A 24,171-nucleotide genomic window follows, 5' to 3' on the forward strand; every position below is an offset into this window, starting at 1 on the left:
ACACCGACCCTTCTAGTCCGGTGCGGACTCGTCGAGGGTGAATCCGCTCGCCTCGGCGTCCGCGGCGCACAGGGTCCGGACCCAGCTCCCGCGGCGCGTGAGGCCACCGTCACCGCCGCACTGCTCGCACATACGCTCGGACCGCCGTTCCGCCGCCCGGATCAACTCGTCGAAACCCGGCCGGGGCCGGTCCGGTTCGAACTCGACGTAGTACCGCAGGCCGCCGAACTTCTCCTTGATCTGAATCAGCTGGTAGCCGGGGTCGATCGCCGCCAGCTCCCGGTCGAGATCGACGATCAACCGGTACCAGCCAGGCCCCACATCCAGGGACCCGTACCACCCCGGAAGGAACCGGGCACGGATCCCCGCCAGATCATCCTCACTCACTTCGTCGGCCATGCAGGCCAGCCTGCCAGGACGCCTGCACCGCGGAGTGACAGGCCCGGCACCACCCCCGACTCCACCGGTTCGGTGCGCAATCACCGCCGGGGAACTACCCACAACCCCGGGGAAGCGATGGATCCGTGCCGACGCACTGCGACCCCGACCACCCTGCCTACAGGCCGAATGCGCCGCCCGAGACGAGGATGATGACCCCGAGGGTGATCAGCACCAGGGGAAACAGCACGCTTTCCCCTCGTTCGAGGATCTCGGCGATGCGGCGGCGGGTGGCGACGTACCGGGCAATGGACACCAGTGCCCCCACCAAGATCACGAAGACCACGCAGTAGGCGGCGATCGCGGTGTGGTTGATGCTGGCGAAGACGGGCACGTACACGCCGATGTTGTCGCCGCCGTTGGCGAAGGTCACGCCCGCCACGCCCAGGACGCCGACCGCGTTGCCCGCCCCCTTCCCCGTCGCGCAGTCACCATCGCCGCTGCCGCTGCCGCGGTATTCGCGCCAGCTCGACCACGCTGCCCGCAGCCCCAGGATCAGGGGGACGAGCCCGAAGTACGGGATCGCCGCGACGGGGAGGAAGGCGCCGGCGCCGAGGGCGATCAGCACTGCGGCAGCGAGGATGCCGGCGAATCCGAGGTACTGCCCGGCGGTGATCTTGGCCGTCAGGTGCCGCTGGCCCGCGCCGCGGGCGAAGAACAGGGAGATCACGATGATGTCGTCGATGTTGGTGGCCACGAACAGGCCCACGGCTTGCAGCACGGTCGAGATCATCACCGGCCACCTGCCCGTGATGTGAGCGCTGACCCGGCGGGTGACGTGACGGAGGTCGTCGCAGCGGCAGTGGTGGTGGCCGGGGCGGTCGCGCGGTCGAATCGGCGGGCGCAGTCGGCTGAGCAGAACCACCATCGGCCGGTGTCGGTGTGCCGGTGTGCGGGGGCGGTCGCCGGGTCGATGCGGGCGCCGCAGATCGGGTCGTGCGGGTGCCGGGTGTCGGTGAAGGTGATGCTGTGCAGTTCGATTGGGGTGCTGATGTTGCGCAGGTTTCGCGGGCCGAGGGCGGTGGTGGGCACACCGGCGCGGGTGGCGGCGGGCAGGAGCGGGTCGGTGAGGACGGCGTGGCCGGCGCCGGCGAGGGCGGTGATGCGGGCGGCGATGTTGACCGCGTGCCCGTACAGGTCGCCGTCGCGTCGGAGGGCGGTGCCGTGGTGGATTCCGGCGCGGAGGGCGAGGAATCCGTCCTCGTCGGCGGCGTGCCCGGCGAGCGCGGTGATCGTGGCCAGCATCGCATCGGTGGTGTCGGCGGTGAGCATCACCGCATCGCCGATGGTCTTGACCAGCCGGGCCTGCGGGTGCAGGGCTCGACGGGCGTGCTCAGCCAACCGGAGCGCAAGCTCGGCGGCTTCGTGGTCGCCGCACATCTCGGTGAGCACGCTGTAGCCGGCGAGGTCGACGAATGCCACGGCGACCTCCACCTGTTCGAGGCCGTCCAGCTCGGGCCGCGCACCGTGGTGATGGCCGCGGCCGAGCCGGTGTTCGGGCCCTGGCGTGGTCATCGGCCTGCGGTGCGGGTCGCGCGGAAGCGGGTCAGTGCCGCGTTCTCCCGGACGGTGACCTCCCGCAGCGGCAGGCCTGCCAGGTGCGGGCGCAGCTGGCCGCGGTCGATGAACCGGTGCGGTGCGCCTTCGAGCCGGTGCAGGATCCGCGCCGGCGCGGTGCCGAGCAGGTCGTAGCCGACCAGGGTTCCGCCGGGGCGCAGCACCCGGACGGCTTCGCGGAGGGCCTGCTCCCAGTCGACGACGTGGTGCAACATGATGAACGAGACGACGGTGTCGAACTCGTCGTCGCCGAAGGGCAACGCGGCGGCGTCGGCCACCCTCGCCTGCGCTCGGTCACCGAAGCGCTGCAACCGATCCTGCGCGGCGGCGACCATCACCGGGTCGAAGTCGGTGACGGTGAGCTGCACCTGATCCGCAGGGGCGCTCGCCGCCAGCAGCTGCGCGGCCATCGCGCCGCCGCCGCCGCCGATCTCCAGCACCCTCCCCGTAGGGCGCACGCCCTGCAAGGCCCACGGCAACACCCACCGCCGTGTCGCTGCCTCCCACGGCGTGCTGCGGCAGAACAGGGACTCGATCGTCGACATCGATGGCATACCCAGCAGCTCCCAACACCGCTCACGGCCACCGATCGGCGGCCTGTTCCTCGCGAGAACTCGATTACACCACAGAATACCGCTATCATCGTCGTATGACGATGAATGAGTGTTCGGTGGCGACGGGCGCGCAGCTCGATCCCGCGGTCGCGTTGTTCCACAGCCTCTCCGACGGGACCCGGCTGGCGATCGCGACGCGGCTTGCCCACGGTGGCGAGGCCCGGGTGGCGGACCTGATGGCCGAGCTGGGCCTGGCGCAGTCGACGGTGTCGGCGCACGTGGCGTGCCTGCGGGACTGCGGTCTGGTGCAGGGCCGCCCGCAGGGGCGGCAGGTGTTCTACAGCCTCGCCCGCCCGGAGCTGATGGACCTGCTCGCGGCGGCGGAGACGCTGCTCGCGGCGACCGGCAACGCGGTCGCGTTGTGCCCGAACTACGGCACCGACAGCGCCACCTGCTGCAGCCCGGACGCTGTGACGACCGAGGAGGCTTCGGCGGCGAAGGTGGTGCGGCGATGAGTGACGCGTGCGGCTGCGGGCACGACGAGCCCGCCGGCGAGGACGAGCAGGCTCCCGGGCAGTGGTGGCAGGTGCGGGAATTGCAGGCCGCCGCGGCCGCGGCGGTGTTCCTACTCGCCGCATACATCGTCGGGTGGGCCGGCGGCCCGCAGCGCCTGTCACTGGTGCTGGAGTGGATCGCGCTGCTGATCGGGGCGTGGACTTTCGTGCCGTCCACGCTGCGGCGCCTGGCCCAGGGCAAGATCGGCGTCGGGATACTGATGACGATCGCCGCCGTCGGCGCGGTGATCCTCGGCGAGGTCGGCGAGGCGGCGATGCTCGCCGTGCTGTTCGCCATCAGCGAGGGCCTCGAGGAGTACGCCGTCTCACGGACCCGCCGCGGCCTGCGGGCGCTGCTCAACCTCGTCCCCGACACCGCGACCGTCCTGCGCGACGGCACCCCGGCCACCATCTCCCCGGCCGAGCTGGCGGTCGGAGACCGGATGCTGGTCAAGCCCGGCGAGCGGATCGCCACCGACGGCGTGATCCGCGACGGCCGCACCGCCCTGGACGTCTCGGCGATCACCGGCGAATCCGTGCCCGTCGAGGCCGGACCCGGCGACGAGGTGTTCGCCGGGACGATCAACGGCACCGGCGCCCTCACGGTCGAAGTCACCACCACCGCGGAGAACAACTCGCTGGCCAAGATCGTGCAGATCGTCGAGGCCGAACAGTCCCGCAAGGGCGACGCACAACGCCTCGCCGACACCATCGCCAAGCCCCTGGTCCCGGCGATCATGATCTTCGCCGCCGCGATCGCGATCCTCGGGTCCCTGCTCGGTGACCCCGCAACGTGGATCGAACGGGCCCTGGTCGTGCTGGTCGCCGCCTCCCCCTGCGCACTGGCGATCTCCGTCCCCGTCACCGTCGTCGCCGCGATCGGCGCCGCCAGCAAGATCGGCGTCCTGGTCAAGGGCGGCGCCGCCCTCGAGGCCCTCGGCCGGGTGCGGACGGTCGCCCTCGACAAGACCGGCACCCTGACCGCGAACCGCCCCGCCGTCGTCGACATCGCCACCATCACCGACCCGGCCAACGACCCGGCCGGCCCCTCCGTCGAGGCGAGCGACCTCGGCTCGGGCGTCCGGTCGCCGGAACAGGACCGGGTGCTCGCCGTCGCCGCGGCGCTCGAAGCCCACAGTGAACATCCCCTCGCCCGGGCGATCCTCACCGCCAATGGCGACCGCATACCGGCGGCGGTCGATGTGCAGGCCGTCCCCGGGGCCGGGCTGACCGGGCTCGTCGACGGGCGGCCCGCCCGGCTCGGCCGGCCCGGCTGGATCGACCCGGGCCCACTTGCAGCGCGGGTCGCGGCCATGCAAGCCGGCGGCGCCACCGCGGTCCTCGTCGAAGACGACGGGCAGGTCATCGGGGCGGTCGCCGTCCGCGACGAGCTGCGTCCTGAAGCCCGCGAGGTCATCGATCACCTGCACCGCGGCGGCGCCACCGTCGCGATGCTCACCGGCGACAACACCGCCACCGCCACCGCCCTGGCGAAGATCGCCGGGATCGACGACGTACACGCCGACCTGCGGCCCGAGGACAAGGCCCGGATCATCGGCGAGCTCCGCAAAGACCGGTTCACCGCGATGGTCGGCGACGGCGTCAACGACGCCCCCGCCCTCGCCACCGCGGACCTCGGCATCGCCATGGGCGCCATGGGCTCGGACGTCGCGATCGAAACTGCCGACATCGCGCTCATGGGTGAGGACCTACGGACCCTGCCGCAGGCCCTCGATCACGCCCGCCGGGCCCGGAACATCATGCTGCAGAACGTGGCCCTGTCCCTCGGGCTGATCGCGATCCTCATCCCGCTCGCACTGTTCGGCGTCCTCGGCCTCGCCGCCGTCGTCGCCGTCCACGAACTCGCCGAGATCGTCGTCATCGCCAACGGCGTCCGCGCCGGCCGCGTCACCGCGCTCCCGCCGGCTCCCCCAGCAACGAGCCGGCGGCCGACGATTCAGCAAGCGGTGTAGCGCCACGCCACGGGCCTCCGCGCGGGTACTGGGGCGGGATCAGTGCGGTCTGCGGGCGGTGCGGCTTGCGTTCGCGGACTCAGGTCCGGGCGGGTGAGCTGCTCGGTGTCCTTCGGGATTTCAGGGGACACCGAGGAAGGACAGTCGCTTGTGCTCGGTGCTCTGCTCGCCGTCACCGAAACATGCGCGGCTCGGTCCGTTCGTTTGGGTTCGAGGGATGTCCCTGGTATTTCGCGCGCGCATTTCGCACACCGCTCCTACCAAGCGGCGGGCCACCGTCGAGCAACCTCCGAATTGGTTACTGGCACGCTTGTACCAATGTCCCGGAGATCAGATCGCAACCGCACCCCTCGCCCGAAGCCCGCGCCCGCACCGCTGGATCACACACCGCTGATGACGGCATTGCGGCAGGTGGAGATCGCCGTCGCCGGGTTCAACCGCGAGGCCGCGCGGATCGAGAGCGAGTACGGCATCGCCATCTGTCCCGAGCGGGTCGTCAACACTCCCGAGACCACTGGCCTGGCACACTACATCGAGGTCGCGATCGGCATCGTCGCACGTAAGCTTCCCGTGGCGGTGTATGGGTCGGACGGCCGGCGCTGGACCGGCGCCCGGTCTCCGCGGCAGGTGTTCGCGCTGTACGAGGCGGCCGGCGACAACACCGCTGACTACCTGACGCAGATGGCTCTCAACGTCGAGCGGATCAAGGCCAAGAAGGACGACCTCGACCGCAGCCTCAAGAGGAAGTGCCTGCGGCCGAAGACGAACGGGAAACCGTGTCAGATGCGGCCGCTGTATCAGGCCGGAGTGGGCCACCAGGACGGGTTCGGTTGCTGGCGCCATGCCACCGACGACGAGAAGCTCGAGCTGGAGAAGTCGCGTATCGCCATCGAGACCAAGACCGGTTGTCCGGGGTGCAAGGCCGGGCCTGGCGAGGCGTGCTTGATCCCCACCGAGGACGGCCTCACTCCCGCCCAGGCCGGCCTGACGATGGTCGACGGCGAGTGGCCCCGTGTGCGGGTTCTCGGTGGAGCCGAGATCCACGTCCCGCGGATCGAACTGATCCATCCTCGCGTCCTCGAGCCCGCCGAGTAGATCCGCCAAGGACGGCACGCGAACCCCAGGCCCAAAATCATGGGCGCACCCGGCAGCGGCGCCCCAAATCAACTCCGCCTAGCGTTCGGGACAGTGAGCCTGACCCTATACCCCTATACGAGGAGTCCCATGACGGATGAACCGGATGTCCAGCAGCCGCCCGACGGCAACGATCCACCGTCGGAGACGGTGGATGAGCTCACGGACGGTATGCGCGGCCGGTGGGTGGTGGCCTCGCAGGGATCAACGCACCTGTGGGACCTGGATGCGTTGACGTACACGCGTCGTCCCGGCCCCGCCAGCCCGTCTGGGGCGTTCGACTACGACGGCATCGCGCACCGGATCACAAGGGTCACCCGCTGGCCGCGTGTCGGTGACCAGTCACTGGTCTGGTTCGACGATCCCGCGAGCCCCTTCGACACCGAGCAGTTCCGCCGCTCGTCGGTGATCGTGTCGATCACCCGCGCCCCAGAGCTGGCGGATGAAGAACCAGACGGTTCTGAAGTCGGTGACGCCGGCTGAGTCCGGTAGGTGTAGGCGGCAGTCAGCTGCGTCGTTCGATGAGGACGACGTCGCGCCAGCGGCCGTCGCGTTGGCCGATGCGTTCGCGGGTGCCGACGGTGCGGAATCCGGCGCGCCGGTGCAGGGCGAGGCTGGCGTGGTTCTCGGGGAAGATCCCGGTCTGGATGGTCCACACCCCGGCAGCGTCGGCGGACTGGATGAGGGCCTGCAACAGCGCGGCTCCGATGCCCTGCCCGGCGTGGCCGGAGTCGACGTAGACGCTGTGCTCGATGACGCCGGCGTAGACGCAGCGCCCCGAGACGGGCGCCGCTGCAACCCACCCGGCGACCTGCCCACCTGGGGCGAGGGCGACGACGCGGTGCTCAGGTAGGTGTCGTTGGTCGAAGTCCGTCCAGCCGGGTGCGGCGGTTTCGAAGGTGGCGTTGCCGGTGTCCATGCCGGCTTGGTAAATCGCGAGGACCTGTGGCCCATGCTCGGGCCGCATCGCAACGATCGCCGGGTCCGCCGCTCGTGCGGCGGACCCGGTTGAGTCGTGGGGGCTGGTGGTCACCTGTTCAGGCTAAGGACGCTGCGCTGATGGTGCAGCTGGTGCTCGCGGACCCAGTTCTGGGCGGCGACCTGCACGGCGTCCCACGGGGACCCGAGGGGCGGGGTGTAGGACAGGTCGAGCTCGGAGAGGGCGTCGACGCTCATGCCGTGGTGCAGGGCGGTGGCGTAGGTGTCGACGCGCTTGGAGATCTCGGCCGTGCGGTGCCCGATGAGCTGGGCACCGAGTAGTGCGCCGGTGTTCTGGTCGCCGGTGATCCGGATGCTGATGGGGGTGGCACCCGGGTAGTAGGCCTTGTGATCGTCCGGTGTGGAGGTCGTCGACACCGGCACCCAGCCGCGGTCGGCGGCAAGGGCTTCGGTCTCTTTGAGGCCGGTGCGGGCGGCGACGAGGTCGAAGATCTTCACGACCTGGGTGCCGAGGGAGCCGGTGTAGCGGGCGGTGCCGCCGAGGGCGTTCTCGCCGGCGACGCGGCCCTGCTTGTGCGCGGTGGTGCCGAGCGGGAGCCAGGTGATGCCGAGCTGGCGGTGGTGGGTGTGCACGGCGTCGCCGGCGGCGAAGACGTCGGACAGATTGGTGCGCATCTGCTCGTCGACGGCGATCGTGTTCTTGATGCCGAGCTGCGCGCCCGCTGCGGCAGCGAGGTCGGTGTCGGGGCGCACGCCCACGACGACGAGCACGAGATCGGCGGTGAGGTGATCGCTCTGGCCGTCACTGCTGGTGGTGACGGTCAGGGCGCCGGTGTCGGTGCGGTCGACCGCGGTGACCAGGGTGTGGGTGCGGACGTCGACCCGGTTGCGGACCAGTTCATCGTGGACGAGGGCGCCGAGTTCGGGTTCGACAGTGGGGAGCACCTCAGGGAGGGCTTCGATCTGGGTGACGGTGATGCCGCGGGCAGTGAGACCTTCGGCCATTTCCAGGCCGATGTAGCCGGCGCCGATGATGATCGCGGTCTTCGGGTCCTTCGTGGTGAGGGTGTTCATCACGGCGAAGGTGTCGCCCATCGAGTGCAGCAGGTGCACGCCGTCAGCGGGGCCGAGGTGGTCGAGGCCGGTGATCGGCGGCCGCACGGACACAGCGCCGGTGCCGATGACGAGGACGTCGTAGTCGAGGTCCCGGGCGGCGCCGTCCGGGCCGGTGACGGTCAGGCGGTGTCCGGCCGGATCGATCGCGGTAGCTCTGGTGTCGGTGTGCACGGTCATGCCGGTGGCGGCGAGGTCGGCGGCGGTGCGGTGGGCGAGGTTGCTCCAGTGGGTGACCTCGCCGGAGACGTAGTACGGGATGCCGCAGATGGAGAAGTTCGGGTAGGCGTCGGCGACGACCACGGTGACCTCGCTGGTGGGGTCGAGTTCGCGGGCCCGCAGGGCGGCGGAGATCCCGGCGTCCGATCCGCCGATGGCGATGATCTTGCGTGCAGACATGGGGTGTCGGTTCCCTTCCAAGAACAGGCAAATGAGGTGTGAGCAGGCACAGCGGCACTGACGGCGGTGAGCGGGGCCGTCGAGCACGTCGATCAAAGGGGTGGGTCAGGTGATCGTGGGATGGAGCTCGGCGAGGAGGTCTTTGACGCGGCGGTCGAGGTCGTCACGGATCAGGCGGACGGTCTCGATGGGGTGGTTGTCGGGGTCGGCGACCTGCCAGTCCAGGTACCGCTTGCCCGGGTAGACCGGGCAGGCGTCGCCGCAGCCCATGGAGATCACCACGTCCGCGGCCGCGACCACGTCGTCGGTGAGAGGCTTGGGAAACTCAGCGGCCAGGTCGAGCCCGACCTCGGTCATGGCCTGCTCGACGATCGGGTTGATCACCGCAGCAGGCAGCGACCCGGCGGAGCGTACGTGCACCGCCCCGGCCGCGTGGTGTGTCAGGAGCGCGGCAGCCATCTGCGAGCGGCCCGCGTTGTGGACGCAGATGAACAGCACCTCGGGCACGGTCTTGGTGCTCGCACCGGTCGACTGCGCCAGGGCGGCGAGACGCTCGGCGGCGAACCGGCCGGCGAGAGTCACCAGGTGAGTGTGGATGCGGGCGGTGCGCCGCAGCGCGGTGTAGGACTCGAAGACGACCCGTTCGACGGTCTGCTCGGAGACGATCCCGCGGTACTGGGCGGCGAGCCGCTCCGCGGTCCGCGCCAGCAGGGCCTGGGGCATCAGCAGTTCCGGTGTTCCGGCCGACTCGGTCGTGGCGTTGGCGTTCATCCGACTTTCTCCCGCTTCTCGGGCTTCCCGGCCTGCTCGGTCGCTACCGGGTGGTGAGTTCGGCTGCCAGCGCGGTGACGCGGGCGGCGATGTCGTCGCGCACGAGGCGCATCCGCTCGATCCCGTCGATGCCCCGCTCCGACGGCTCGTCGGTATCCCAGTTGACCAACGCGACACCGTCCGGGGTGTCGACGACGGCTTCCCGGCCGAGAGTGACCACCAGGTCCACCCGGGCGAGCAGCGCCGGGTCGATCGGTTTCGGGGTCTCGCCGGTGATGTCGACACCGACCTCAGCCAGCGACTCGGCGGACAGGCCGTTGACCACGGAGCCGGGCTTGGTGCCGGCCGAGTGCACCTCGACGGCATCGCCGACGGTCTTGCGCATCAGGCCGGCGGCCATCTGGGACTTGCCGCCGTTCTTCACGCACACGAACAACACGCTCGGCGTGGCCGATTCGGTGTCGGCGGTGATCGTATTGTCGGACATCAGTTCACACTCCTGGACGGATCCGCGGTCGCGGCGGTGGAGGACGGGGTCAGCGGGAAGCGCTTGCGCAGGGCCAGCGAGACATAGACCAGGCCGACCAGGACGGGGACCTCGATGAGCGGCCCGACGACGCCCGCGAGGGCTTGGCCGGAGGTGGCGCCGTAGGTGGCGATCGCGACGGCGATGGCGAGCTCGAAGTTGTTGCCGGCGGCGGCAAACGCGAGCGTGGTGGTGCGCTCGTAGCCGAGTCCCATGACGGCGCCGAGCAGGTACCCGCCGCCCCACATCACGGCGAAGTACACCAGCAGCGGCAGGGCGATACGGGCGACGTCCCACGGGCGGGAGGTGATCTGCTCGCCCTGCAGGGCGAACAGGATGACGATGGTGAACAGCAGCCCGTAGAGGGCACATGGTCCGATCCGGGGGAGGAACTTCGTTTCGTACCAGTCGCGGCCCTTGGTCTTCTCTCCGATTCGGCGGGAGAGGTAGCCGGCGAGGAGCGGGATGCCGAGGAAGATCAGCACGGATTTGGCGATCTGCCAGGGCGAGGTGCTGATGGTGGTCTGTTCGAGGCCGAGCCAGCCGGGCAGGATCGAGAGGTAGAACCAGCCGAGGACGGCGAACATGATCACCTGGAACACCGAGTTCAGCGCCACGAGGACGGCTGCGGCTTCGCGGTCGCCGCAGGCGAGGTCGTTCCAGATGATCACCATGGCGATGCACCGGGCGAGGCCGACGATGATTAGGCCGGTGCGGTACTCGGGCAGGTCGGGCAGGAAGATCCAGGCGAGTGCGAACATCAGCGCCGGGCCCAGGATCCAGTTCAGGAAGAGGGAGCCGAGCAGGAGCTTGCGGTCGCCGGTGACGGTGTCGAGGCGGTCGTAGCGGACCTTCGCCAGCACCGGGTACATCATGATCAACAGGCCCAGGGCGATCGGCAGCGAGACACCGTCGACCTGGATCTTCTCCAGCGCGGTGTTCAGCCCGGGGATCATCCGGCCGAGCAGCAGGCCGGCGACCATGGCGACACCGATCCACACCGGCAGGAACCGGTCGAGGGTGGAGAGCTTGCCGACGACCGGCTGATGCTCAGTCGTCGGGGCGGGGCTGGTCACGAAAGAACCTCCAACGAGATGGCGGGGTCACCGGACTGCAGGATCCCGGCGAGCGAGGACAGGACTTCGGGGATGACGCGGTAGTACACCCACGAGGCGCGGCGCTCGGACTCGAGCAGGCCTGCGGTCTTGAGGACCTTGAGGTGGTGCGAGATCGTCGGTTGCGAGACGTCCACCGCCGGCGAGATGTCACACACGCAAGCCTCGCCTCCCTCGTGGCTGGCGATCAGGCTGAACAGGCGCAGCCGGACCGGGTCGGCCAGGGCCTTGAACACCGCCGCGAGGTCGACGGACTGCCCCTCCGACAGAGGCTCACGGACCAGCGGTGAGCACCGCACGGTCACATCGGTCAACGGAATCGAATTCGACACACATCAATATTGACAGATATCGATGTTGGACACAAGCGTGTCTGGGTTATAGGTAGCGACAGATATCTTCGCTAGCGCACGACTTCGGATCGGTGTGTTCGGCAGCTTGGCGTAGGTGGGTGATGTTGTCGCGCAGTGCGATCAGTTCCGCGATCTGTTGATCGAGGTGGTGGATCGACCTGTCTAGCTGGTCGCGTACGTGATCACATGGGGCTTGGCCGGTGCCGCGTATGTCGATGATTCTTTTGACTTGCGCGAGAGTGAGTGCCGCCGCCTGCCCCCTCTTGATGAATTGCACGATGCCGATGGCGTCGGGGGTGTAGTTGCGGTATCCACCGGCGGTACGTCCCGGTTCAGGGAGGAGCCCCGCTTCCTCGTAGTACCGCAGCGTCGATGGCGTGGCGCCAGATTTGCGGGCGAGTTCTCCGATCCGCATCGAGTCCTCCCTGTCCGGATTCTGGGCTTGACCTTCAAGGGTACTGGAGGGTTGATGATGGTGACATGAGTGAAGAGTTTGATCTTGCGATCGTTGGTTCGGGTGCTGCAGCGATGGCGGCGGCGATCCGCGCAACAGCCATGGGCAAGTCCGTGGTGATGATCGAGCGAGGCACTTTCGGCGGCACCTGTGTGAATACCGGTTGCGTGCCGTCGAAGGCGTTGATCGCCGCGGCGCAGGCACAGCACACGGTCTCTGATGCTGGCCGGTTCCCGGGGGTCGGTGCGACCGCCGTGCCGGTAGATATGGCCGCCCTGGCGGCGGGGACACGGCGCTTGGCAGAGTCGATGCGGTCAGAGAAGTACGTTGCCGTTGCGGACTCGTACGGCTGGCGCCGCGTCCAGGGTGCGGCCGCGTTCGCGGGAACGCGGGCAGCGCCATCGCTGGTGGTCACAGCTCCCGATGGGACTACCGAGACGATAATTGCTCGACGGTACTTGGTGGCAACAGGGGCCCAACCGTCGATTCCGTCGATTCCCGGACTCAATCTGGTCGACTACCTGACGTCGACGACCGCGATGGAGTTGACCGCAGTCCCGGAATCACTCCTAGTGATCGGCGGCGGGTTCATCGCGCTCGAGCAGGCGCAACTCTTCGCGCGACTGGGGGCGAAGGTAACCGTTTTGGTGCGGTCCAGGATCGCTTCGGCCGAAGATGCTGACGTCGCAGATGCTCTCCTGGAAGCGCTCGCTGACGAGCACATCGAGGTAGTGCAGCTCGCGACCGCGACCTCGGTCGACACCGAGGCGGGTGAGGTCGTCGTGACCGCCTCCAGCCCTGGTGGACAAGGCGACTTCCGTGCGGCGAAGCTGCTCGTCGCGACGGGCAGAACCCCGAATACTAGAGGTTTGAATCTGGAGACGGTTGGAGTCGACACGAGCACCAGCGGCGCGATCCTCGTGTCGAATCAGCTCAGAACATCAAACCCGCGTGTGTGGGCAGCGGGCGATGTGACCGGCCATCCCGAGTTCGTCTATGTCGCAGCCGCGCAAGGCACAACGGTCGCCGACAACATGTTCGGACAGACCCCGCGGTCGTTGGACTACACGCACCTGCCGCGCGTGATGTTCACCAGTCCGGCAATCGGGAGCGTCGGTATGACCGAGACGCAGGCCCTCGCAAGCGGAATCCGGTACACGAGCTCGCTTCTTCCGCTCACTCACGTACCCCGGGCCCAAGTTGACCGAGATACCCGAGGCTTCATCAAGCTCATCGCAGACTCCGATAGTCATCGAGTCCTCGGAATTTCGGCGGTCGCGAATAGTGCCGGCGAGATCGCCGCCGCTGGGGTCTACATCCTCGAAGCAAGGATGACCGTCGAGCAGGTCGCCCGGACATGGGCGCCCTACCTGACCATGGCCGAGGGCATCAAAATCGCCGCACAATCCTTCAGCACCGACATCGCCCAGCTCTCCTGCTGCGCTTCCTAATTCCTGATTCCACCGATCCGCAAGCGAAGTCCCAGACAATGACCAATCCACTCGATCGACTCATCACCCCCGAGGGGTCCGGCCTCGATCCGGCAGTCCTGGTTCCCCTACTCAGGCTCCTCTCCAAGGGAAACCCCGTCAGCGTAGAGGACTTAGCAGCTGCGGCCGGACTGTCGGAACCCGATGTACGGGAACGACTCCAATCCGTTTCCGACACCGAATACGACGATCGCGACCAAATAGTCGGGCAAGGACTGACCCTCCGTCCGACCCCGCATCGGTTCACCGTCGCAGGTCACGAACTGTTCACGTGGTGCGCACTCGACACCCTGATCTTCCCCACACTCCTAAACCAGTCAGCCACCATCGAGTCGACCTCACCCGCGAGCGGTCAAACGATCAGAATCTCTGTCACGGCAGACACCGTGACCAGCATCGAACCCGACACCGCAGTGCTATCGCTCGTCGACCCCGATGACCTCAGCTCGCTTCGAACGTCGTTCTGCAACCAAGTGCACTTCTTCGCCTCCCCACACGATGCCCAAACGTGGACGCGCGAAAATCCCGGCAACCAACTCCTCGACATCACCCACGCGCACGCCCTCGGGAAAGCTCTCGCTGAACAAGCGCTCATCAGCCCGGACACAGCCCGACAGGCCGGATGCTGCTCGCCGGATCAGCACGAAGGAACCGCCCAATGACCAACACAGTGAAATCGCCCCTCGCACGCAGGACAAGAGAGATCGGCCGATGGGGCACCGCCGCCCGGACAGTGATCGGTGCCGCTTTCGTGGGAGCCGGGATCATCATCGGACCTTCCACAATCGACCTCATCATCGCGGTCGCACTGGTCCCTGCCGCGATCACCCTCGCGGTTGTACTTCGGGGTCGTGATTCGGCACCACTGCGGGTCACAGGCGCGTGGGCCATGGCCACTAACACGCTGGTCTTCTTCGCGTTCTTCGCGCTCACCCCGCCGGCGGCAGCAACGTTCTACGGGCTTTCCATGCTGCTCGCCGCTAGCCGCGGGCTCGCAGCCTGCGAAGTGATGGCGGCATCGAACGTGATCCTCAACCGAAACGACCAAGTCGGTTGCCCTGTCTTTACCCCGATCGACCGCATCGAGGGATTCCACCCACGCGACTGCGCCTAACCGCAGATGCCTCTCCTCCAGCGCAGCCTCCGCCCAGGGGGACGCCGACCGCGAGAACCAGCCGGTACAGCGCAGTGCGGCCCGCTACTGCGTTTCGCGCCAGCGCTCTCTGGTAACCGCGTCGATGGCCGCCACCCGAAGCGGTGACGGCCATCGATCGAGGGCGGACTAGCAGCAGTTCGCCGCCGCAGGGGTGCAGCACGCGGCCGGCGTCGCTTCGGAGTCCTCGGCTGTCGTCGCCGGAGTGTGTCCGCCGTCGAAGGTCTCGGCGTCAGCGAGGACGGTGTAGACCTCCCAACGCTCGGCGTCGGGGGCGGTGACCCAGACCTTGTCCTGGGTGGCGAAGCAACAGGTGGCGCCGATCTCCTCCTCGGTGAACAGCTGCTCCTCGGTGAGGCGGGCGATCTCAGCGTGCACCTTGTCGCTGGAGTCCACCTCGACGCCGAGATGGTTGATGCTGCCGCCCTGGCCGGGGTTCTCCAGCAGGACCAGCTTGAGCGCCGGGTCGGCGACGGCGAAGTTGGCGTAACCGGGCTTGACCTTCGCCGGGCCCGTGCCGAACAGCTTGGTGTAGAACGCGATCGACTGATCGAGGTCATCGACATTGAGGGCGAGCTGGACGCGGGACATGAGAACCTCCGAGGCTTCGACATACATCTAACTGTTGCTCGTTCAGTTCTAGACCACGCTTTGACATATGTCAACGAGTAGGTAGATTGAAGCGTATGCCCAAGACGCTCCCCGTCGTCGACATCAGCGCCCCGATCTGCTGTGCTCCGCTGGCCGCCGGCGTGATGGACGAGGCCGCGGCACTCGAGCTCGCCCTGCGCCTCAAGGCCCTCGCCGACCCGGCCCGGATCCAGCTGATCTCGATCCTCATGGCCGCACGTCCAGGCGAAATCAGCACCGGCGACCTCGCCGACACGGTGGGCCTGTCGTCGGCGACCGTCAGTCACCACCTGAGCCAGCTCAAGAAGGCCGGCCTCGTCAGCTCCGAGCGGCGCGGGATCAACGTCTTCTACCGGGCCGAACCTGACTCCCTTGAAGCGCTCCGGGCCGTCCTGGCCACGTGCTGCTAGCGCGAACGCGCCTCTCGCGCGCAGGTAGTGGCTGCACGACACCGTCGCGAGGCTCCCCGGCACAGCACCAGCACGATCGCCTGCGGCAGGATCGACACGCGTGGACCACATCGAGCAGCAGCTAGAGCAACAGCTCCGCGAACGCGGCATCCCCCTCACTGCGGCTGAGTTCCTCCGCGCCGTCCTCGAAGCCCTCGACGACGGCGCTTCCGTGCCTTAGCGGGACAGCGGTCGGCACGAGGAACATGCGCTGTAATCCGCAGTACCAGTGACTGTTCGGTCCTTGACTGCTAAAATCAGCAGTATGCTTCCCACGGGTCCCCGGACGATCGACAGCTTCCGCCGGATCACCATCCCAGCGAAGGTGGCGAAGGCGTCCGGAGTGCGGCAGCCTTCGTGGGTCCGGATCGGTGTCGTCGCCGACCAGAGGATCGTCGAGATCATTCCCACTCGCGGCCCGCGCGGGACGAAGCCGTCCGTACGAGGTAACCCGGATCGTCCGCGGCGGCTGCGGACGTCGCGACAGATCGCGCTGCCGGCGGCGGTCCTCGACTCGGTCGGTCTGGACATTGGGAGCGTCGTGGCGTTCCTGGCCCTGGAGGACCGCATTCATCTGTTCGCCGCGTCGCGGGTCATCGCGCCGGAGCCCGCGCCCGTGGGAGAGGAAGACCAGTGACGGCGCGGCGACGTACCCGGTCAATCCACGCAGAGGCGGGTCAGCTCCCCCTGTTCGACGTCCCTGCCGTCGCGCCGGCGGATCTGGTCGACGCGGCCGTGGTCGCGGCTGCGGAGCTCGTCCTCGATAGCTCGGTGTCGGTGTTGCCGCGGACCGAACTGTCGGGGCTTCGCGGGTATCCGGTGGTCCGATGGTCGTCGACCGTCGCCGAACGGATGTCGTCCGGGGCGGGACCGATGCTCGACGCGCAGGTCCTCGAGCTGTGGGAGATGTGCCCGGCGGAGGGCGCGGGGGCGCCGCCGGCGGCGCCGTTGAGCATCGTCGGGTTCGTCGCCACCGGGCAGTGGAAGAGGGCCCTGTATGTCGCCAGTGAGCTTCGCGGGTTCGGCGAGACCGTGGTGCTGACCGAGCGGCGGCCCACGGCGCTGAGCTTGACGGCGGCGGACCTCGCCGACGTGAGCGTGGTGCATACCTCTCACGCCGGCGAGGAACTACTGGTGCGGGGATCGAAGGTTGCCGATCCTCCGCGGATCGTCGCGGTGCGGTACTGGGAGGAGCGGCTATTCGCTCACGCCCTCGCGACAGGGGTGCCGATCACGCCGCAGCCGGCTCCGGCGTAGCGCCGATCCAGGCGGACAGGGCGCGTTTGCGCTTCCAGTCCCCGCCGGTGAGCTTCTCGATCTCGATGTTGCTCTCGTGGGCGGCCTCGCACATCGCCGTCCACGCCTGCGGGCCGTTGTGGGCGGCGATAGCGGTGGCCAAACCGCGACCGAGCATCGCGACCGCGGAGACCGAATGCGAGAACGCTGCTGCCTTCGGGATGTCAGCCGTGCGGATCCAGGTCAGGTCCCGTCCACCGCAGAGTGCGCAGTCGCAGCACCACGCGGCGTGGGACTTGTCCTTGAGGTAATGCCGCTCGAACGCGGTCAGCGACGTGTACGCGAGAAGCTCCGGGAGGATGAACGACACCGACCCGCTGGTGCCGCCCCCGCCGATGTCGGGGTAGATGTGCCGGTAGGTGGTCGATGACCCCATCGCCGCGCCTGCGGCGCCGTACGCCAGCGCCCCCAACCCCGCCGTGTCACTGCGCAGGAGCAGCACCGGGACATCTGCGGTGAGGACGTGCACCAGCCCGGTCACGACGTTGGTCCGGTCGAACGGGTCGTCGGTGTCTTCGACCATCAACGCCACGGGGATGCCGTGCGCGTTGATCTCAGACCGGAGCGAATCGGCGGCGTGCGAAAGCCACCAGCTCGCGATCGGCAGCGCCGCAATCACCTGTCCACCGAAGCGGGCCGCCGTCTTCAGGGTGGTCCGCAGCCCAGCGGTGTCGCCCTTGGCCACATAGCCGGAATCGGTCAATGCCCACGTCAGGCCCGCGCTACGTTGCACGGTGATCCAGTCGCGGGTCGGCTCCGCCGTCGCCACCTTCCGCTGCCGGCCGCTGTAGAGGTTCGCGTCGAGCAGCAACGCTGCTTCGGGGCACTTCTTGCGGGTCTGATCCGCCGCGGTCCTCGCCACCGCGGAGCGGTGGGTCCGGGACTGCCACGGCACGGAGTAGACCGCGCCGACACCTTCCGACGCGATCAGCGCGCGAGTCGGGTCGATCAAGGTCGTCGGGACCTGAACGAACAGGTCCGTCGACATGCCCTCGAGCCGGTGCTGCCCGACCTGGATGGGCCGGGCACCTCCAGCCCGTTCAGTGCTGGTGGTATCGGTTGTGCGATCAGAGTCGCGACTGTCGTTGGTCAACGGTGCCTCCTCAAGGCAGTGTGGATGAGCCACCACGCCAAGGTCCGCATCGCTCGCCCACACCAGCGTTCCGGTGTTTGGCGAACCCGCGCACACCGTCTACCATCGGAGGCGTCATCCAAAGACATTCGCAACGGTCACGGTATCGAGGGGCGAACCCTCGGAGTGGTGATTCGGTTGTTCAGCTGAGCCCGGTTCGTCGGCAAACGAGCCGGGCTTAGCTGTCTCTATTCTAGAGCCTCACCATGACAGGTTCCGGGACGTGGAATCGCGGTTCGCTCCTGACCCTACCGACGCGACGACGTGCGTGGAGGCTAGGGCATTCCGAACCACGTCTTCACCACCTGAGAGGCCAGGTTCAGGAACTTGGTGCACCGTTTTACCCACCGGGAGACTCGCTAGCAGTTCCGTCCAGCTTTCGAATGGCGTCGATCACCCTCCGTCCGTGGGCGGTCAGGGTCATAGGGCGATTGCGCTCGGCACGGTCGAACAGAGCTCCGCCGGTCTCGCGTTCGAGCCGGAGAAACTGGTTCGTGAGGGTTGCCTGGCTGGTTCCTAACGCGTGTGCAGCCTCGGTCAGCGTGGGGAATCGCGATGCTGCTTTCGCCCGTTCCAGTCGGTCGCGCCCGCCCTGGGCCGCAACAGCTGTGCGCAAGATCGGCGGCACCGTTTTCGCGGCGGCCGCGGCGTCGAGGGCCGCGGTGTGACTGGGTCCGCCGCGGGGTCTCATCGGAATCTCGTGTTTGTTCGCCCACCGAGCCAGGTTCGCCGTGCTCATGCCCAGTTCTCGGGCTATGTCAGGGAGGGCCCTGCTGTTGGTGACATATTGCTGGTAGAGCCAGTCGCGGTCGATGATGATCTTCGCGCGCTCGGTAGCGGGGATCGTCGGGATCTCGTATTCGGTGAGGAGTCGACGGATCACCTGACGACTGACTCCAATACGGTTAGCGATCTGTCGCAAGGTGAGGCGATCGTGATGATAGAGCTGGGTCAAAGCCTCCGGGGGGAGCTGCGTTCGAGCGCTGGCGTACTTCCGGCGGCCGGTATCGACTGGGAGGGGATTGACGATCAGCTCAAGGCGAACCGCCTCGCCAGTGGTGCCGAGGTCGCGGGCGGCGGCGCCGATGGGAAGGTCGCGTTCTCGGATGAGCTTTCGAAGGCGATCACGGTCGATCAGTCCTGGTCGCGGGCCAGGGAGGTCGAGACCAGCGAGGAGCTCAATTGGCGGCTCCCAGGCAATTGGTTCCTCATCGATGCCCGCGGCGTCCAAGAACACCCGTGCGTGGTTGATCAGCTCGTCCCGAAGGCCGGGTGTCAGATCGCGGGGAAACGCGGCGATCTTAGCGAGCAAGTCTGCGGACCCGTCAACCGTGGGGACGCCTGTGAGCTCCTCGCGAAGAAACGCCCGAACAACAGCCGCCCGGGCGGAGCCGCCCTGTGACGGCGTTCCGGTGCGGTGGCAGATCTGCCTCCACTCATCGTCCGGAAGCAAACCGGTGCAATCGAGTGCCCGTCGGCGCTGATAGTCGATCGGTACGCCGCGCTCGACAACGTAATCGGCAACGCGTGTCAGACCCGCGCACACATCGCTCCAGTGTTGATCGGACTCCAGAATCTGTAGGAATCGGGATAGGGCATGGCCAGCCAGGTGACCTCCGACCTGCTGACCAGCGGCCGTCAGATTCAACCGAGTGCCCACCAACTGTAAGGCCGCAGACAATGCCAGGCGCATCATTGTGCGCCTCGCCGCCGGGACCGTGAAGGGCAAACTGATTCCGGCCCAAAATTGCGTCGGCGTGTGACGCGCTAGTAGCTCTGCGCGCCCACTGGTCACCAAGGTGGGAAGGTCGGAGTGAGTGCGGTAGCGAAGTTGGTCGGACGGGTCGAGCATCGGGGATAGCGCGGCGAGCTGGACACCGGTCAGGATTGGTGAGATTCGCGTCCCCCAGCCGATGTTCGTCGGTTGAACACTGAGGCCTGTCTCCCGGGCCGAGGTCACTAACCATCGCAGGCGATCAGCTGCGGCTGCGAGGTCCGAGCAGTGCAGAACGTCGATCGCGGCACTGACGCCAATCGCAGCTGTGACGGCTCTCGCTGGCGCTTCGAGGGCCGGCTTCGTGCGGCTCTGTCGGACTTGTCCGGATCGTGCACCACCTTGTTCATCGACTGCCCGGTACTCAACCGCCAGTTCGGGTCCCACTCGCGCTAAGAGCTCTTCGTCGGTGGCGTAGGACAGTACTCGGCCGCCGATGGCGCGAATGTCGGCAAGCACAGAAGCCGCAGGCTGTGGAAGGCGCGCGTAGACCCCGAACCGCACGACTCCGTCGTCGATGATTCGATCGATGAGGGCCTGTGCCCGAAGAGCGGGGTGCGCACCAGGAAGGTCGAGGACCTCGGCAGCCGTGAGATCGGCGCCGCACCGTCGGGCCTCCCGTCCAATGCCTCCTTCCTGCGCCGGCGATGCACATCGGCCGGGGATCGGGGTGCAGTGGCCCGGGAGCGGGCGGCGGCGTGGAATTCTATGGCAGCGAGGGCATTCGTCGGACAGCAAACAACGATGGTCGGTGCAGGCAAACGCCCAGCCGAGTCGCCATTCGAGCTTCCATCGGCCGCCGTTGCTTCGGAGGCAGTGCGGGCAGAAGCGGGATCCGGTGCGGCGGGTCCATGCCACTTCGCGGCGCAAACTCCGCGACTGCGAGTCGATGCGCACCGCGGTCCCGTCGAACCGGGTGAGGGTCATCATCGAAAATTCGACGTCGCTGCCCGTGGCGGCACACAGGCTGGCTACTTCGGCCTCGCTGAGTGCGATCGTCCAGGGCGGGTACCCAAGACCTGCAGGCGCAGGTATGTCGACTGCGTCGAGAAGGTCTCCCCACGCTGAGTCGGCGCGGAAGGCGATCGCTTCGAGCCAGGAATCGATCGCTTCGCCCGGCACCGGGTCCACCCTGAAGGGAAGCGAACGTGGCACTGTCATCCGGCCCTGCCGATGCGAGTTCTCAGGCAGCCGTTGTCGAATGCCAGGCGCAGTTCTTCGCGAGCCTTCTCCGATGCCTCGTCGATCTTGACCCGATCGAGCAGTTCCTCGTCGAGGCGCTCATACCCAGTCCGGACCGCGCGCTGACATCCCCGGTTGATCAGGGTCATCAGTGAGCCGATCTGGCCGGTACACCGGGCATACAGGTAGTCAGAGAGATCGTCGGCGATCATGCCCGGATACTTTTCGGCCAGAACCACCCGCTGCTCGATCGCCTTGAGCGTCTGACGCCATGCCCGGCGCCCAGCATCATTGGTGACACCGAAAGGATCCATTGTCAGCCGCGTTGTACGCCGGCCGGTCTGCGCGAGAAGAGCATCTCGGTCACTACTGCCCTCGGAGAACAGTCCCCGCGCCTCCAAACCGACGCCAGCGAAGATCACCGTCAACGGGAACTCGTTGGCGATGTACTTGAAGTGGTTGCTGACCTCGACACCGGAGGTGGACTGCAGCCGCAGGAAGTGCAGATCATCGACGATGAGGATCTTCGTTTCGCATGCCAGCACGCAGTCCAGGGCTCGGTGGGCGAAGTCGGCGGCGTTGCCGCGGCGGCCGCCTGGGTGGGCGTAGAACGCGAGCATCGCCCGGTTGAACTCGCGTAGGCCAGTGTTGCCGGTCAGTCCCACCCGGCACACCGGCCACCGTTCATGACCTTCCTCGGTCGTAGTGCCGTTCTCGGCTACTTCGCGGCGGTGGAACGCGCGGGCGAAGCTCAATACCGCGGTGGTCTTCCCTAGTCCGGGTACTGCGTCGATCGCAACGGCGCCTTTCGGTTTGTCTCCGTCCTGGGCGTTGGAGTCGATGACATCCCAGAGGTTTTCGTGCACCTCGACCAGCTGTCTGGTCTTGAGGGGCCCGAGGTTCGCGTGCCACTCGCGGCGCTCACGGTCGTAGTCGGTGCGCTCCTTGTCGGTCAGTCTGTCGAGTTCATCGCGGTTCAACGCCTCCGGTGGAACACGTGCGGGGGTGTTGACGAACTTCTGCCACCCTTCCTTTCGGGCGAGGGTCAGATTGTCGAGTGTCGCGGCGGTTTCGGTCATACGTCCTCCAGCGCGTCGGAGTAGAAGTCATCGATGTTTTCCTGGTCGAATCGATCGTCGTCACCTTCCTCGCCGGCGTAGTCGAGACCGCGATCAATCGCGGTGTCCTCTGCTTGCACATCGCTTTCGTCCTGGTCGGGAGCGAGCACGCGGGCGACCGACGGCAGTCGATCCACACGCGCTTCGCCCTGCGGTCGCTGCGACAGTTCGGTCTCGCGTGACATTCTCAATGCAATGCGCCGTTCCACTCGGGTCGAGCCCAGGCCGATGTTCCACCGCTCCAACAAGTCAGCTACCGCAAGGCGGTCGTTGGGGAATCGGTACTTCGATGCTGCTAGCTTCCTTGCGTAGAGCAGTGCATCCTCGCTGAACGGCATATCGATCGACGGTGCGTGCTCCCACACCAATGTGTGCCAGGTCCGCTCATCTGGGCGCCGGAAGTACACCTTGGTGATGTCGTCGGGATCGCAGTGGATCGGCCATCGTCCCTTGGCCTCGCCGGTGAACCGGCTCGCGAGGTTACGGTAGCCGTTGAGCCCGTCTCCGTTGTAGCGGCGGCCTCCGATCTCGACACCGTAGTGAAGAATTTTCCGCCATACCGGCTTGAGGAACTCGAATGCCAGGTCCGGATCGCGAGGCGCCTCAATGTATCCGGCGCGAGAAACACCGTGCTCGAACATCGCGGCGGGCGACATACGTAAGCCCGGAACTCGCGGGTCGAGCAGGCTCGAATGCTGGCGGTGGTGGTAGACCTGCGCAACCCACTCGCGGATGATGCTTTCGAGCTCGTCGATGTAGAAGAACGCTCCGCCCTCAGGATCCTCGCCGCGCGAGTGGACATCAGGTCCCTTGTACCCCGGCAAGGCCTGGAGGAGATCTTCACGAATAGTACGAAAGAACCGCTCAACTGGCCCTTTGTCGCGGCCGGTTCGGAGCCGAGCTGGCTGCACCGAAATCCCGAAGCGCTGGCACACACTCATCACGTGGTTCGAGAGGTAGACCTTGCCATGGTCCACGACCAGTGTCTCAGGGACAATAGCTGGTCCAGCGGCCGCATCCGCTGGCCGCTCCGCGGTGACATCTACAAGTACCGACCGCGGTACTCCGTGAGCTGGCCACACCGCGTATTCCGGCCAGTCCGCGCCGGCCGGACGTGGGCTGAAAACCTCGTACATCACGGTCGCTACATCAACCGATTTCGTGGAAACCGGGGTCAATCGCAACCCGGTGATGCAGCGGGTGTACCAGTCCATCGCGACGGTCAGTTCGACCTGCACCCATCGCAGCGTCAGAGGATCGAGCCCGAAGACATCGAGCCTGTGTCCATCAGCATGTACTCGCCAGGCCGAGTTGGACGGAGCTTGCCGTACACGCCTTCTGGCCGCTCAGCGATGTCGCGATTTCGCTTGGCAGACAGTCGAAATGTGGGATAGCGCTGTTCCAGATACTCGAGAACGCGGAAAGCATTTGTCCGAGACGGGATGGCGACGACCCCTTCTCCGAATCGCGCCAAGACCCGTGCCTCCGCGCGTGCCATCACCATCGTGCGGGACGGTTTCGACTCGGTGGCGTGCTCAACCATGACTTCGACAGCTGTGTCTAACCACCGCCGATCGACAGACGGGAAGGGCTCCGCCTCTCTCGTACGTCGCGCGTCTACCAGGCCTGCGGGCCCTTCAGTGCGGAACTTGGACACCCACCGCTCCACAGATCGCAAGCCGACGCCCAGTTCGCGCGCCTTCGCTGCGTAGCGGTCAGTGAGCGGGCGGTCGCCGGAAAACTCCGGCCTGGGCTCCCCCTTGCTCGCAGTCTCCGCGCTGCCAGATCTGTACCCGGTAAGAATCTCGCGTACGTGCCCCGCGCGTTCCGTCACCTTCTGAAGCTCTGCCGCGGACAACTCACCGAAGATGACGCCTGCAGGCTCGGTTGCATCAGTGCTCGAAACGCCAGGGCCGGTCGGGAGGACCCGACCCCGGACCGAAGACAGCAACTCCGCGAGGCCAACTCGCATGTACTGCCCTGCAGCGCTTTTCCCCAGCACATCGACGACGCCCTTAGCCGTGGCGAGCTCCACGATCTCGAACGCCTCGCCGTCGTACATGTACC

The 24,171-nt window shown here is 67.2% G+C and carries 25 protein-coding genes and 1 pseudogene; 10 read left to right on the forward strand and 16 right to left on the reverse strand.

The annotated features are described in order from the left end of the window. Positions 1 to 12: 12 nt before the first annotated feature. From FK529_RS06235 to FK529_RS06250, 4 genes are all read right to left on the reverse strand, one after another. On the reverse strand, positions 13 to 399 hold the full coding sequence (locus tag FK529_RS06235; protein ID WP_126195756.1) for a hypothetical protein: 387 nt from the start codon (positions 397 to 399) through the stop codon (positions 13 to 15). Between the two features lie 157 nt (positions 400 to 556). Then, positions 557 to 1,174: a cadmium resistance transporter gene (locus FK529_RS06240; protein ID WP_068526155.1), complete on the reverse strand. Its 618-nt coding sequence runs from the start codon at positions 1,172 to 1,174 to the stop codon at positions 557 to 559. Continuing rightward, positions 1,171 to 1,953 (reverse strand): adenylate/guanylate cyclase domain-containing protein, encoded by a 783-nt coding sequence (locus FK529_RS06245; RefSeq protein WP_068537260.1) that lies wholly within the window; start codon positions 1,951 to 1,953, stop codon positions 1,171 to 1,173. Before FK529_RS06245 ends, FK529_RS06240 begins: the two co-directional genes overlap by 4 nt. Continuing rightward, positions 1,950 to 2,540 carry a class I SAM-dependent methyltransferase gene (locus tag FK529_RS06250; protein WP_231702940.1) on the reverse strand — a complete coding sequence of 197 codons (591 nt, stop codon included), beginning with the start codon at positions 2,538 to 2,540 and terminating at the stop codon, positions 1,950 to 1,952. Before FK529_RS06250 ends, FK529_RS06245 begins: the two co-directional genes overlap by 4 nt. A 104-nt stretch (positions 2,541 to 2,644) precedes the next feature. Here FK529_RS06250 and FK529_RS06255 point away from each other — a divergent pair, with 104 nt between their 5' ends. From FK529_RS06255 to FK529_RS06270, 4 genes are all read left to right on the forward strand, one after another. Beyond that, on the forward strand, positions 2,645 to 3,064 hold the full coding sequence (locus tag FK529_RS06255; RefSeq protein ID WP_051158840.1) for an ArsR/SmtB family transcription factor: 420 nt from the start codon (positions 2,645 to 2,647) through the stop codon (positions 3,062 to 3,064). Then, positions 3,061 to 5,076, forward strand: coding sequence for a heavy metal translocating P-type ATPase (locus FK529_RS06260; protein ID WP_146560107.1), 2,016 nt, complete (start codon positions 3,061 to 3,063; stop codon positions 5,074 to 5,076). Before FK529_RS06255 ends, FK529_RS06260 begins: the two co-directional genes overlap by 4 nt. A 393-nt stretch (positions 5,077 to 5,469) precedes the next feature. Further along, positions 5,470 to 6,171: a hypothetical protein gene (locus FK529_RS06265; protein WP_019201609.1), complete on the forward strand. Its 702-nt coding sequence runs from the start codon at positions 5,470 to 5,472 to the stop codon at positions 6,169 to 6,171. Positions 6,172 to 6,300: 129 nt separating this feature from the next. Next, on the forward strand, positions 6,301 to 6,693 hold the full coding sequence (locus FK529_RS06270; RefSeq protein ID WP_019201608.1) for a hypothetical protein: 393 nt from the start codon (positions 6,301 to 6,303) through the stop codon (positions 6,691 to 6,693). A gap of 22 nt (positions 6,694 to 6,715) precedes the next feature. Here the strand turns inward: FK529_RS06270 and FK529_RS06275 are convergent, their stop codons facing one another. The 7 genes from FK529_RS06275 to FK529_RS06305 form a co-directional block, all read right to left on the reverse strand. Continuing rightward, on the reverse strand, positions 6,716 to 7,243 hold the full coding sequence (locus tag FK529_RS06275) for a GNAT family N-acetyltransferase (RefSeq protein WP_231702941.1): 528 nt from the start codon (positions 7,241 to 7,243) through the stop codon (positions 6,716 to 6,718). Next, positions 7,240 to 8,661 (reverse strand): FAD-dependent oxidoreductase, encoded by a 1,422-nt coding sequence (locus FK529_RS06280; RefSeq protein WP_068526158.1) that lies wholly within the window; start codon positions 8,659 to 8,661, stop codon positions 7,240 to 7,242. The genes FK529_RS06275 and FK529_RS06280 overlap by 4 nt, the downstream gene beginning before the upstream one ends. 105 nt (positions 8,662 to 8,766) lie before the next feature. Beyond that, positions 8,767 to 9,432, reverse strand: coding sequence for an arsenate reductase/protein-tyrosine-phosphatase family protein (locus FK529_RS06285; protein WP_068526159.1), 666 nt, complete (start codon positions 9,430 to 9,432; stop codon positions 8,767 to 8,769). 43 nt (positions 9,433 to 9,475) lie between these two features. Next, a complete protein-coding gene (locus FK529_RS06290; RefSeq protein WP_068526160.1) occupies positions 9,476 to 9,919 on the reverse strand; it encodes an arsenate-mycothiol transferase ArsC in 444 nt (147 codons plus the stop codon). Beyond that, positions 9,919 to 11,034: an ACR3 family arsenite efflux transporter gene (arsB, locus tag FK529_RS06295; protein ID WP_146560108.1), complete on the reverse strand. Its 1,116-nt coding sequence runs from the start codon at positions 11,032 to 11,034 to the stop codon at positions 9,919 to 9,921. The genes FK529_RS06290 and arsB overlap by 1 nt, the downstream gene beginning before the upstream one ends. Next, a complete protein-coding gene (locus FK529_RS06300) occupies positions 11,031 to 11,405 on the reverse strand; it encodes an ArsR/SmtB family transcription factor (protein ID WP_068526162.1) in 375 nt (124 codons plus the stop codon). The genes arsB and FK529_RS06300 overlap by 4 nt, the downstream gene beginning before the upstream one ends. Before the next feature lie 46 nt (positions 11,406 to 11,451). Then, entirely contained in the window at positions 11,452 to 11,841 is a 390-nt protein-coding gene (locus tag FK529_RS06305) for a heavy metal-responsive transcriptional regulator (protein ID WP_068526163.1), read from the reverse strand. 65 nt (positions 11,842 to 11,906) lie between these two features. Between FK529_RS06305 and merA the strand changes: the two genes are divergently transcribed. The 3 genes from merA to FK529_RS06320 are packed head-to-tail and all read left to right on the forward strand — an operon-like array spanning position 11,907 to position 14,484. Further along, positions 11,907 to 13,331 carry a mercury(II) reductase gene (gene merA, locus FK529_RS06310; RefSeq protein ID WP_068526164.1) on the forward strand — a complete coding sequence of 475 codons (1,425 nt, stop codon included), beginning with the start codon at positions 11,907 to 11,909 and terminating at the stop codon, positions 13,329 to 13,331. Between the two features lie 38 nt (positions 13,332 to 13,369). Next, a complete protein-coding gene (merB, locus tag FK529_RS06315; RefSeq protein ID WP_074850279.1) occupies positions 13,370 to 14,032 on the forward strand; it encodes an organomercurial lyase MerB in 663 nt (220 codons plus the stop codon). Then, positions 14,029 to 14,484: a hypothetical protein gene (locus FK529_RS06320; protein ID WP_126195754.1), complete on the forward strand. Its 456-nt coding sequence runs from the start codon at positions 14,029 to 14,031 to the stop codon at positions 14,482 to 14,484. Before merB ends, FK529_RS06320 begins: the two co-directional genes overlap by 4 nt. Before the next feature lie 168 nt (positions 14,485 to 14,652). On the opposite strand, the gene FK529_RS06325 is transcribed toward FK529_RS06320, so the two are convergent. Further along, a complete protein-coding gene (locus FK529_RS06325) occupies positions 14,653 to 15,114 on the reverse strand; it encodes an ArsI/CadI family heavy metal resistance metalloenzyme (protein WP_068526166.1) in 462 nt (153 codons plus the stop codon). 95 nt (positions 15,115 to 15,209) lie between these two features. Here FK529_RS06325 and FK529_RS06330 point away from each other — a divergent pair, with 95 nt between their 5' ends. The 3 genes from FK529_RS06330 (at position 15,210) to FK529_RS06340 (ending at position 16,859) form a co-directional block, all read left to right on the forward strand. Further along, positions 15,210 to 15,563: an Rv2640c family ArsR-like transcriptional regulator gene (locus FK529_RS06330; RefSeq protein ID WP_068526167.1), complete on the forward strand. Its 354-nt coding sequence runs from the start codon at positions 15,210 to 15,212 to the stop codon at positions 15,561 to 15,563. 304 nt (positions 15,564 to 15,867) lie between these two features. Further along, complete coding sequence (locus FK529_RS06335; RefSeq protein ID WP_068526168.1) at positions 15,868 to 16,239, forward strand: hypothetical protein; 372 nt, start codon at positions 15,868 to 15,870, stop codon at positions 16,237 to 16,239. Beyond that, positions 16,236 to 16,859, forward strand: a complete 624-nt coding sequence (locus FK529_RS06340) for a hypothetical protein (protein ID WP_068526169.1) — start codon at positions 16,236 to 16,238, stop codon at positions 16,857 to 16,859. Before FK529_RS06335 ends, FK529_RS06340 begins: the two co-directional genes overlap by 4 nt. On the opposite strand, the gene FK529_RS06345 is transcribed toward FK529_RS06340, so the two are convergent. The 4 genes and pseudogenes from FK529_RS06345 to FK529_RS06360 all read right to left on the reverse strand — a co-directional run bounded on the left by FK529_RS06345 (position 16,834) and on the right by FK529_RS06360 (position 24,166). Next, positions 16,834 to 18,087: a hypothetical protein gene (locus FK529_RS06345; protein ID WP_146488059.1), complete on the reverse strand. Its 1,254-nt coding sequence runs from the start codon at positions 18,085 to 18,087 to the stop codon at positions 16,834 to 16,836. The two genes, FK529_RS06340 and FK529_RS06345, sit on opposite strands and share 26 nt — an antisense overlap. 283 nt (positions 18,088 to 18,370) lie before the next feature. After that, entirely contained in the window at positions 18,371 to 20,965 is a 2,595-nt protein-coding gene (locus FK529_RS06350) for a TniQ family protein (protein ID WP_040765942.1), read from the reverse strand. Beyond that, positions 20,962 to 22,065, reverse strand: coding sequence for an AAA family ATPase (locus tag FK529_RS06355; protein ID WP_019201592.1), 1,104 nt, complete (start codon positions 22,063 to 22,065; stop codon positions 20,962 to 20,964). Before FK529_RS06355 ends, FK529_RS06350 begins: the two co-directional genes overlap by 4 nt. Then, positions 22,062 to 24,166 (reverse strand): annotated as a pseudogene (locus FK529_RS06360) (TnsB C-terminal domain-containing protein). The gene FK529_RS06355 and the pseudogene FK529_RS06360 overlap by 4 nt, the downstream one beginning before the upstream one ends. Positions 24,167 to 24,171: the final 5 nt, after the last annotated feature.

This window comes from Tsukamurella asaccharolytica (genome assembly GCF_007858435.1).
Taxonomy (GTDB): Bacteria; Actinomycetota; Actinomycetes; order Mycobacteriales; family Mycobacteriaceae; genus Tsukamurella; species Tsukamurella asaccharolytica.

What these genes read in the sequence shown, in the direction of transcription:
- FK529_RS06330 (WP_068526167.1), top strand. Translation starts at nt 15,210, where the DNA reads ATGCCCAAGACGCTCCCCGTCGTCGACATCAGCGCCCCGATCTGCTGT.
- merA (WP_068526164.1), top strand. Translation starts at nt 11,907, where the DNA reads ATGAGTGAAGAGTTTGATCTTGCGATCGTTGGTTCGGGTGCTGCAGCG.
- FK529_RS06325 (WP_068526166.1), bottom strand. Translation starts at nt 15,114, where the DNA reads ATGTCCCGCGTCCAGCTCGCCCTCAATGTCGATGACCTCGATCAGTCG.
- FK529_RS06320 (WP_126195754.1), top strand. Translation starts at nt 14,029, where the DNA reads ATGACCAACACAGTGAAATCGCCCCTCGCACGCAGGACAAGAGAGATC.
- FK529_RS06270 (WP_019201608.1), top strand. Translation starts at nt 6,301, where the DNA reads ATGACGGATGAACCGGATGTCCAGCAGCCGCCCGACGGCAACGATCCA.
- FK529_RS06245 (WP_068537260.1), bottom strand. Translation starts at nt 1,953, where the DNA reads ATGACCACGCCAGGGCCCGAACACCGGCTCGGCCGCGGCCATCACCAC.
- FK529_RS06285 (WP_068526159.1), bottom strand. Translation starts at nt 9,432, where the DNA reads ATGAACGCCAACGCCACGACCGAGTCGGCCGGAACACCGGAACTGCTG.
- FK529_RS06335 (WP_068526168.1), top strand. Translation starts at nt 15,868, where the DNA reads ATGCTTCCCACGGGTCCCCGGACGATCGACAGCTTCCGCCGGATCACC.
- FK529_RS06250 (WP_231702940.1), bottom strand. Translation starts at nt 2,540, where the DNA reads ATGTCGACGATCGAGTCCCTGTTCTGCCGCAGCACGCCGTGGGAGGCA.
- FK529_RS06305 (WP_068526163.1), bottom strand. Translation starts at nt 11,841, where the DNA reads ATGCGGATCGGAGAACTCGCCCGCAAATCTGGCGCCACGCCATCGACG.
- merB (WP_074850279.1), top strand. Translation starts at nt 13,370, where the DNA reads ATGACCAATCCACTCGATCGACTCATCACCCCCGAGGGGTCCGGCCTC.
- FK529_RS06235 (WP_126195756.1), bottom strand. Translation starts at nt 399, where the DNA reads ATGGCCGACGAAGTGAGTGAGGATGATCTGGCGGGGATCCGTGCCCGG.
- FK529_RS06255 (WP_051158840.1), top strand. Translation starts at nt 2,645, where the DNA reads ATGACGATGAATGAGTGTTCGGTGGCGACGGGCGCGCAGCTCGATCCC.
- FK529_RS06290 (WP_068526160.1), bottom strand. Translation starts at nt 9,919, where the DNA reads ATGTCCGACAATACGATCACCGCCGACACCGAATCGGCCACGCCGAGC.
- FK529_RS06350 (WP_040765942.1), bottom strand. Translation starts at nt 20,965, where the DNA reads ATGACAGTGCCACGTTCGCTTCCCTTCAGGGTGGACCCGGTGCCGGGC.
- FK529_RS06355 (WP_019201592.1), bottom strand. Translation starts at nt 22,065, where the DNA reads ATGACCGAAACCGCCGCGACACTCGACAATCTGACCCTCGCCCGAAAG.
- FK529_RS06260 (WP_146560107.1), top strand. Translation starts at nt 3,061, where the DNA reads ATGAGTGACGCGTGCGGCTGCGGGCACGACGAGCCCGCCGGCGAGGAC.
- FK529_RS06265 (WP_019201609.1), top strand. Translation starts at nt 5,470, where the DNA reads ATGACGGCATTGCGGCAGGTGGAGATCGCCGTCGCCGGGTTCAACCGC.
- FK529_RS06280 (WP_068526158.1), bottom strand. Translation starts at nt 8,661, where the DNA reads ATGTCTGCACGCAAGATCATCGCCATCGGCGGATCGGACGCCGGGATC.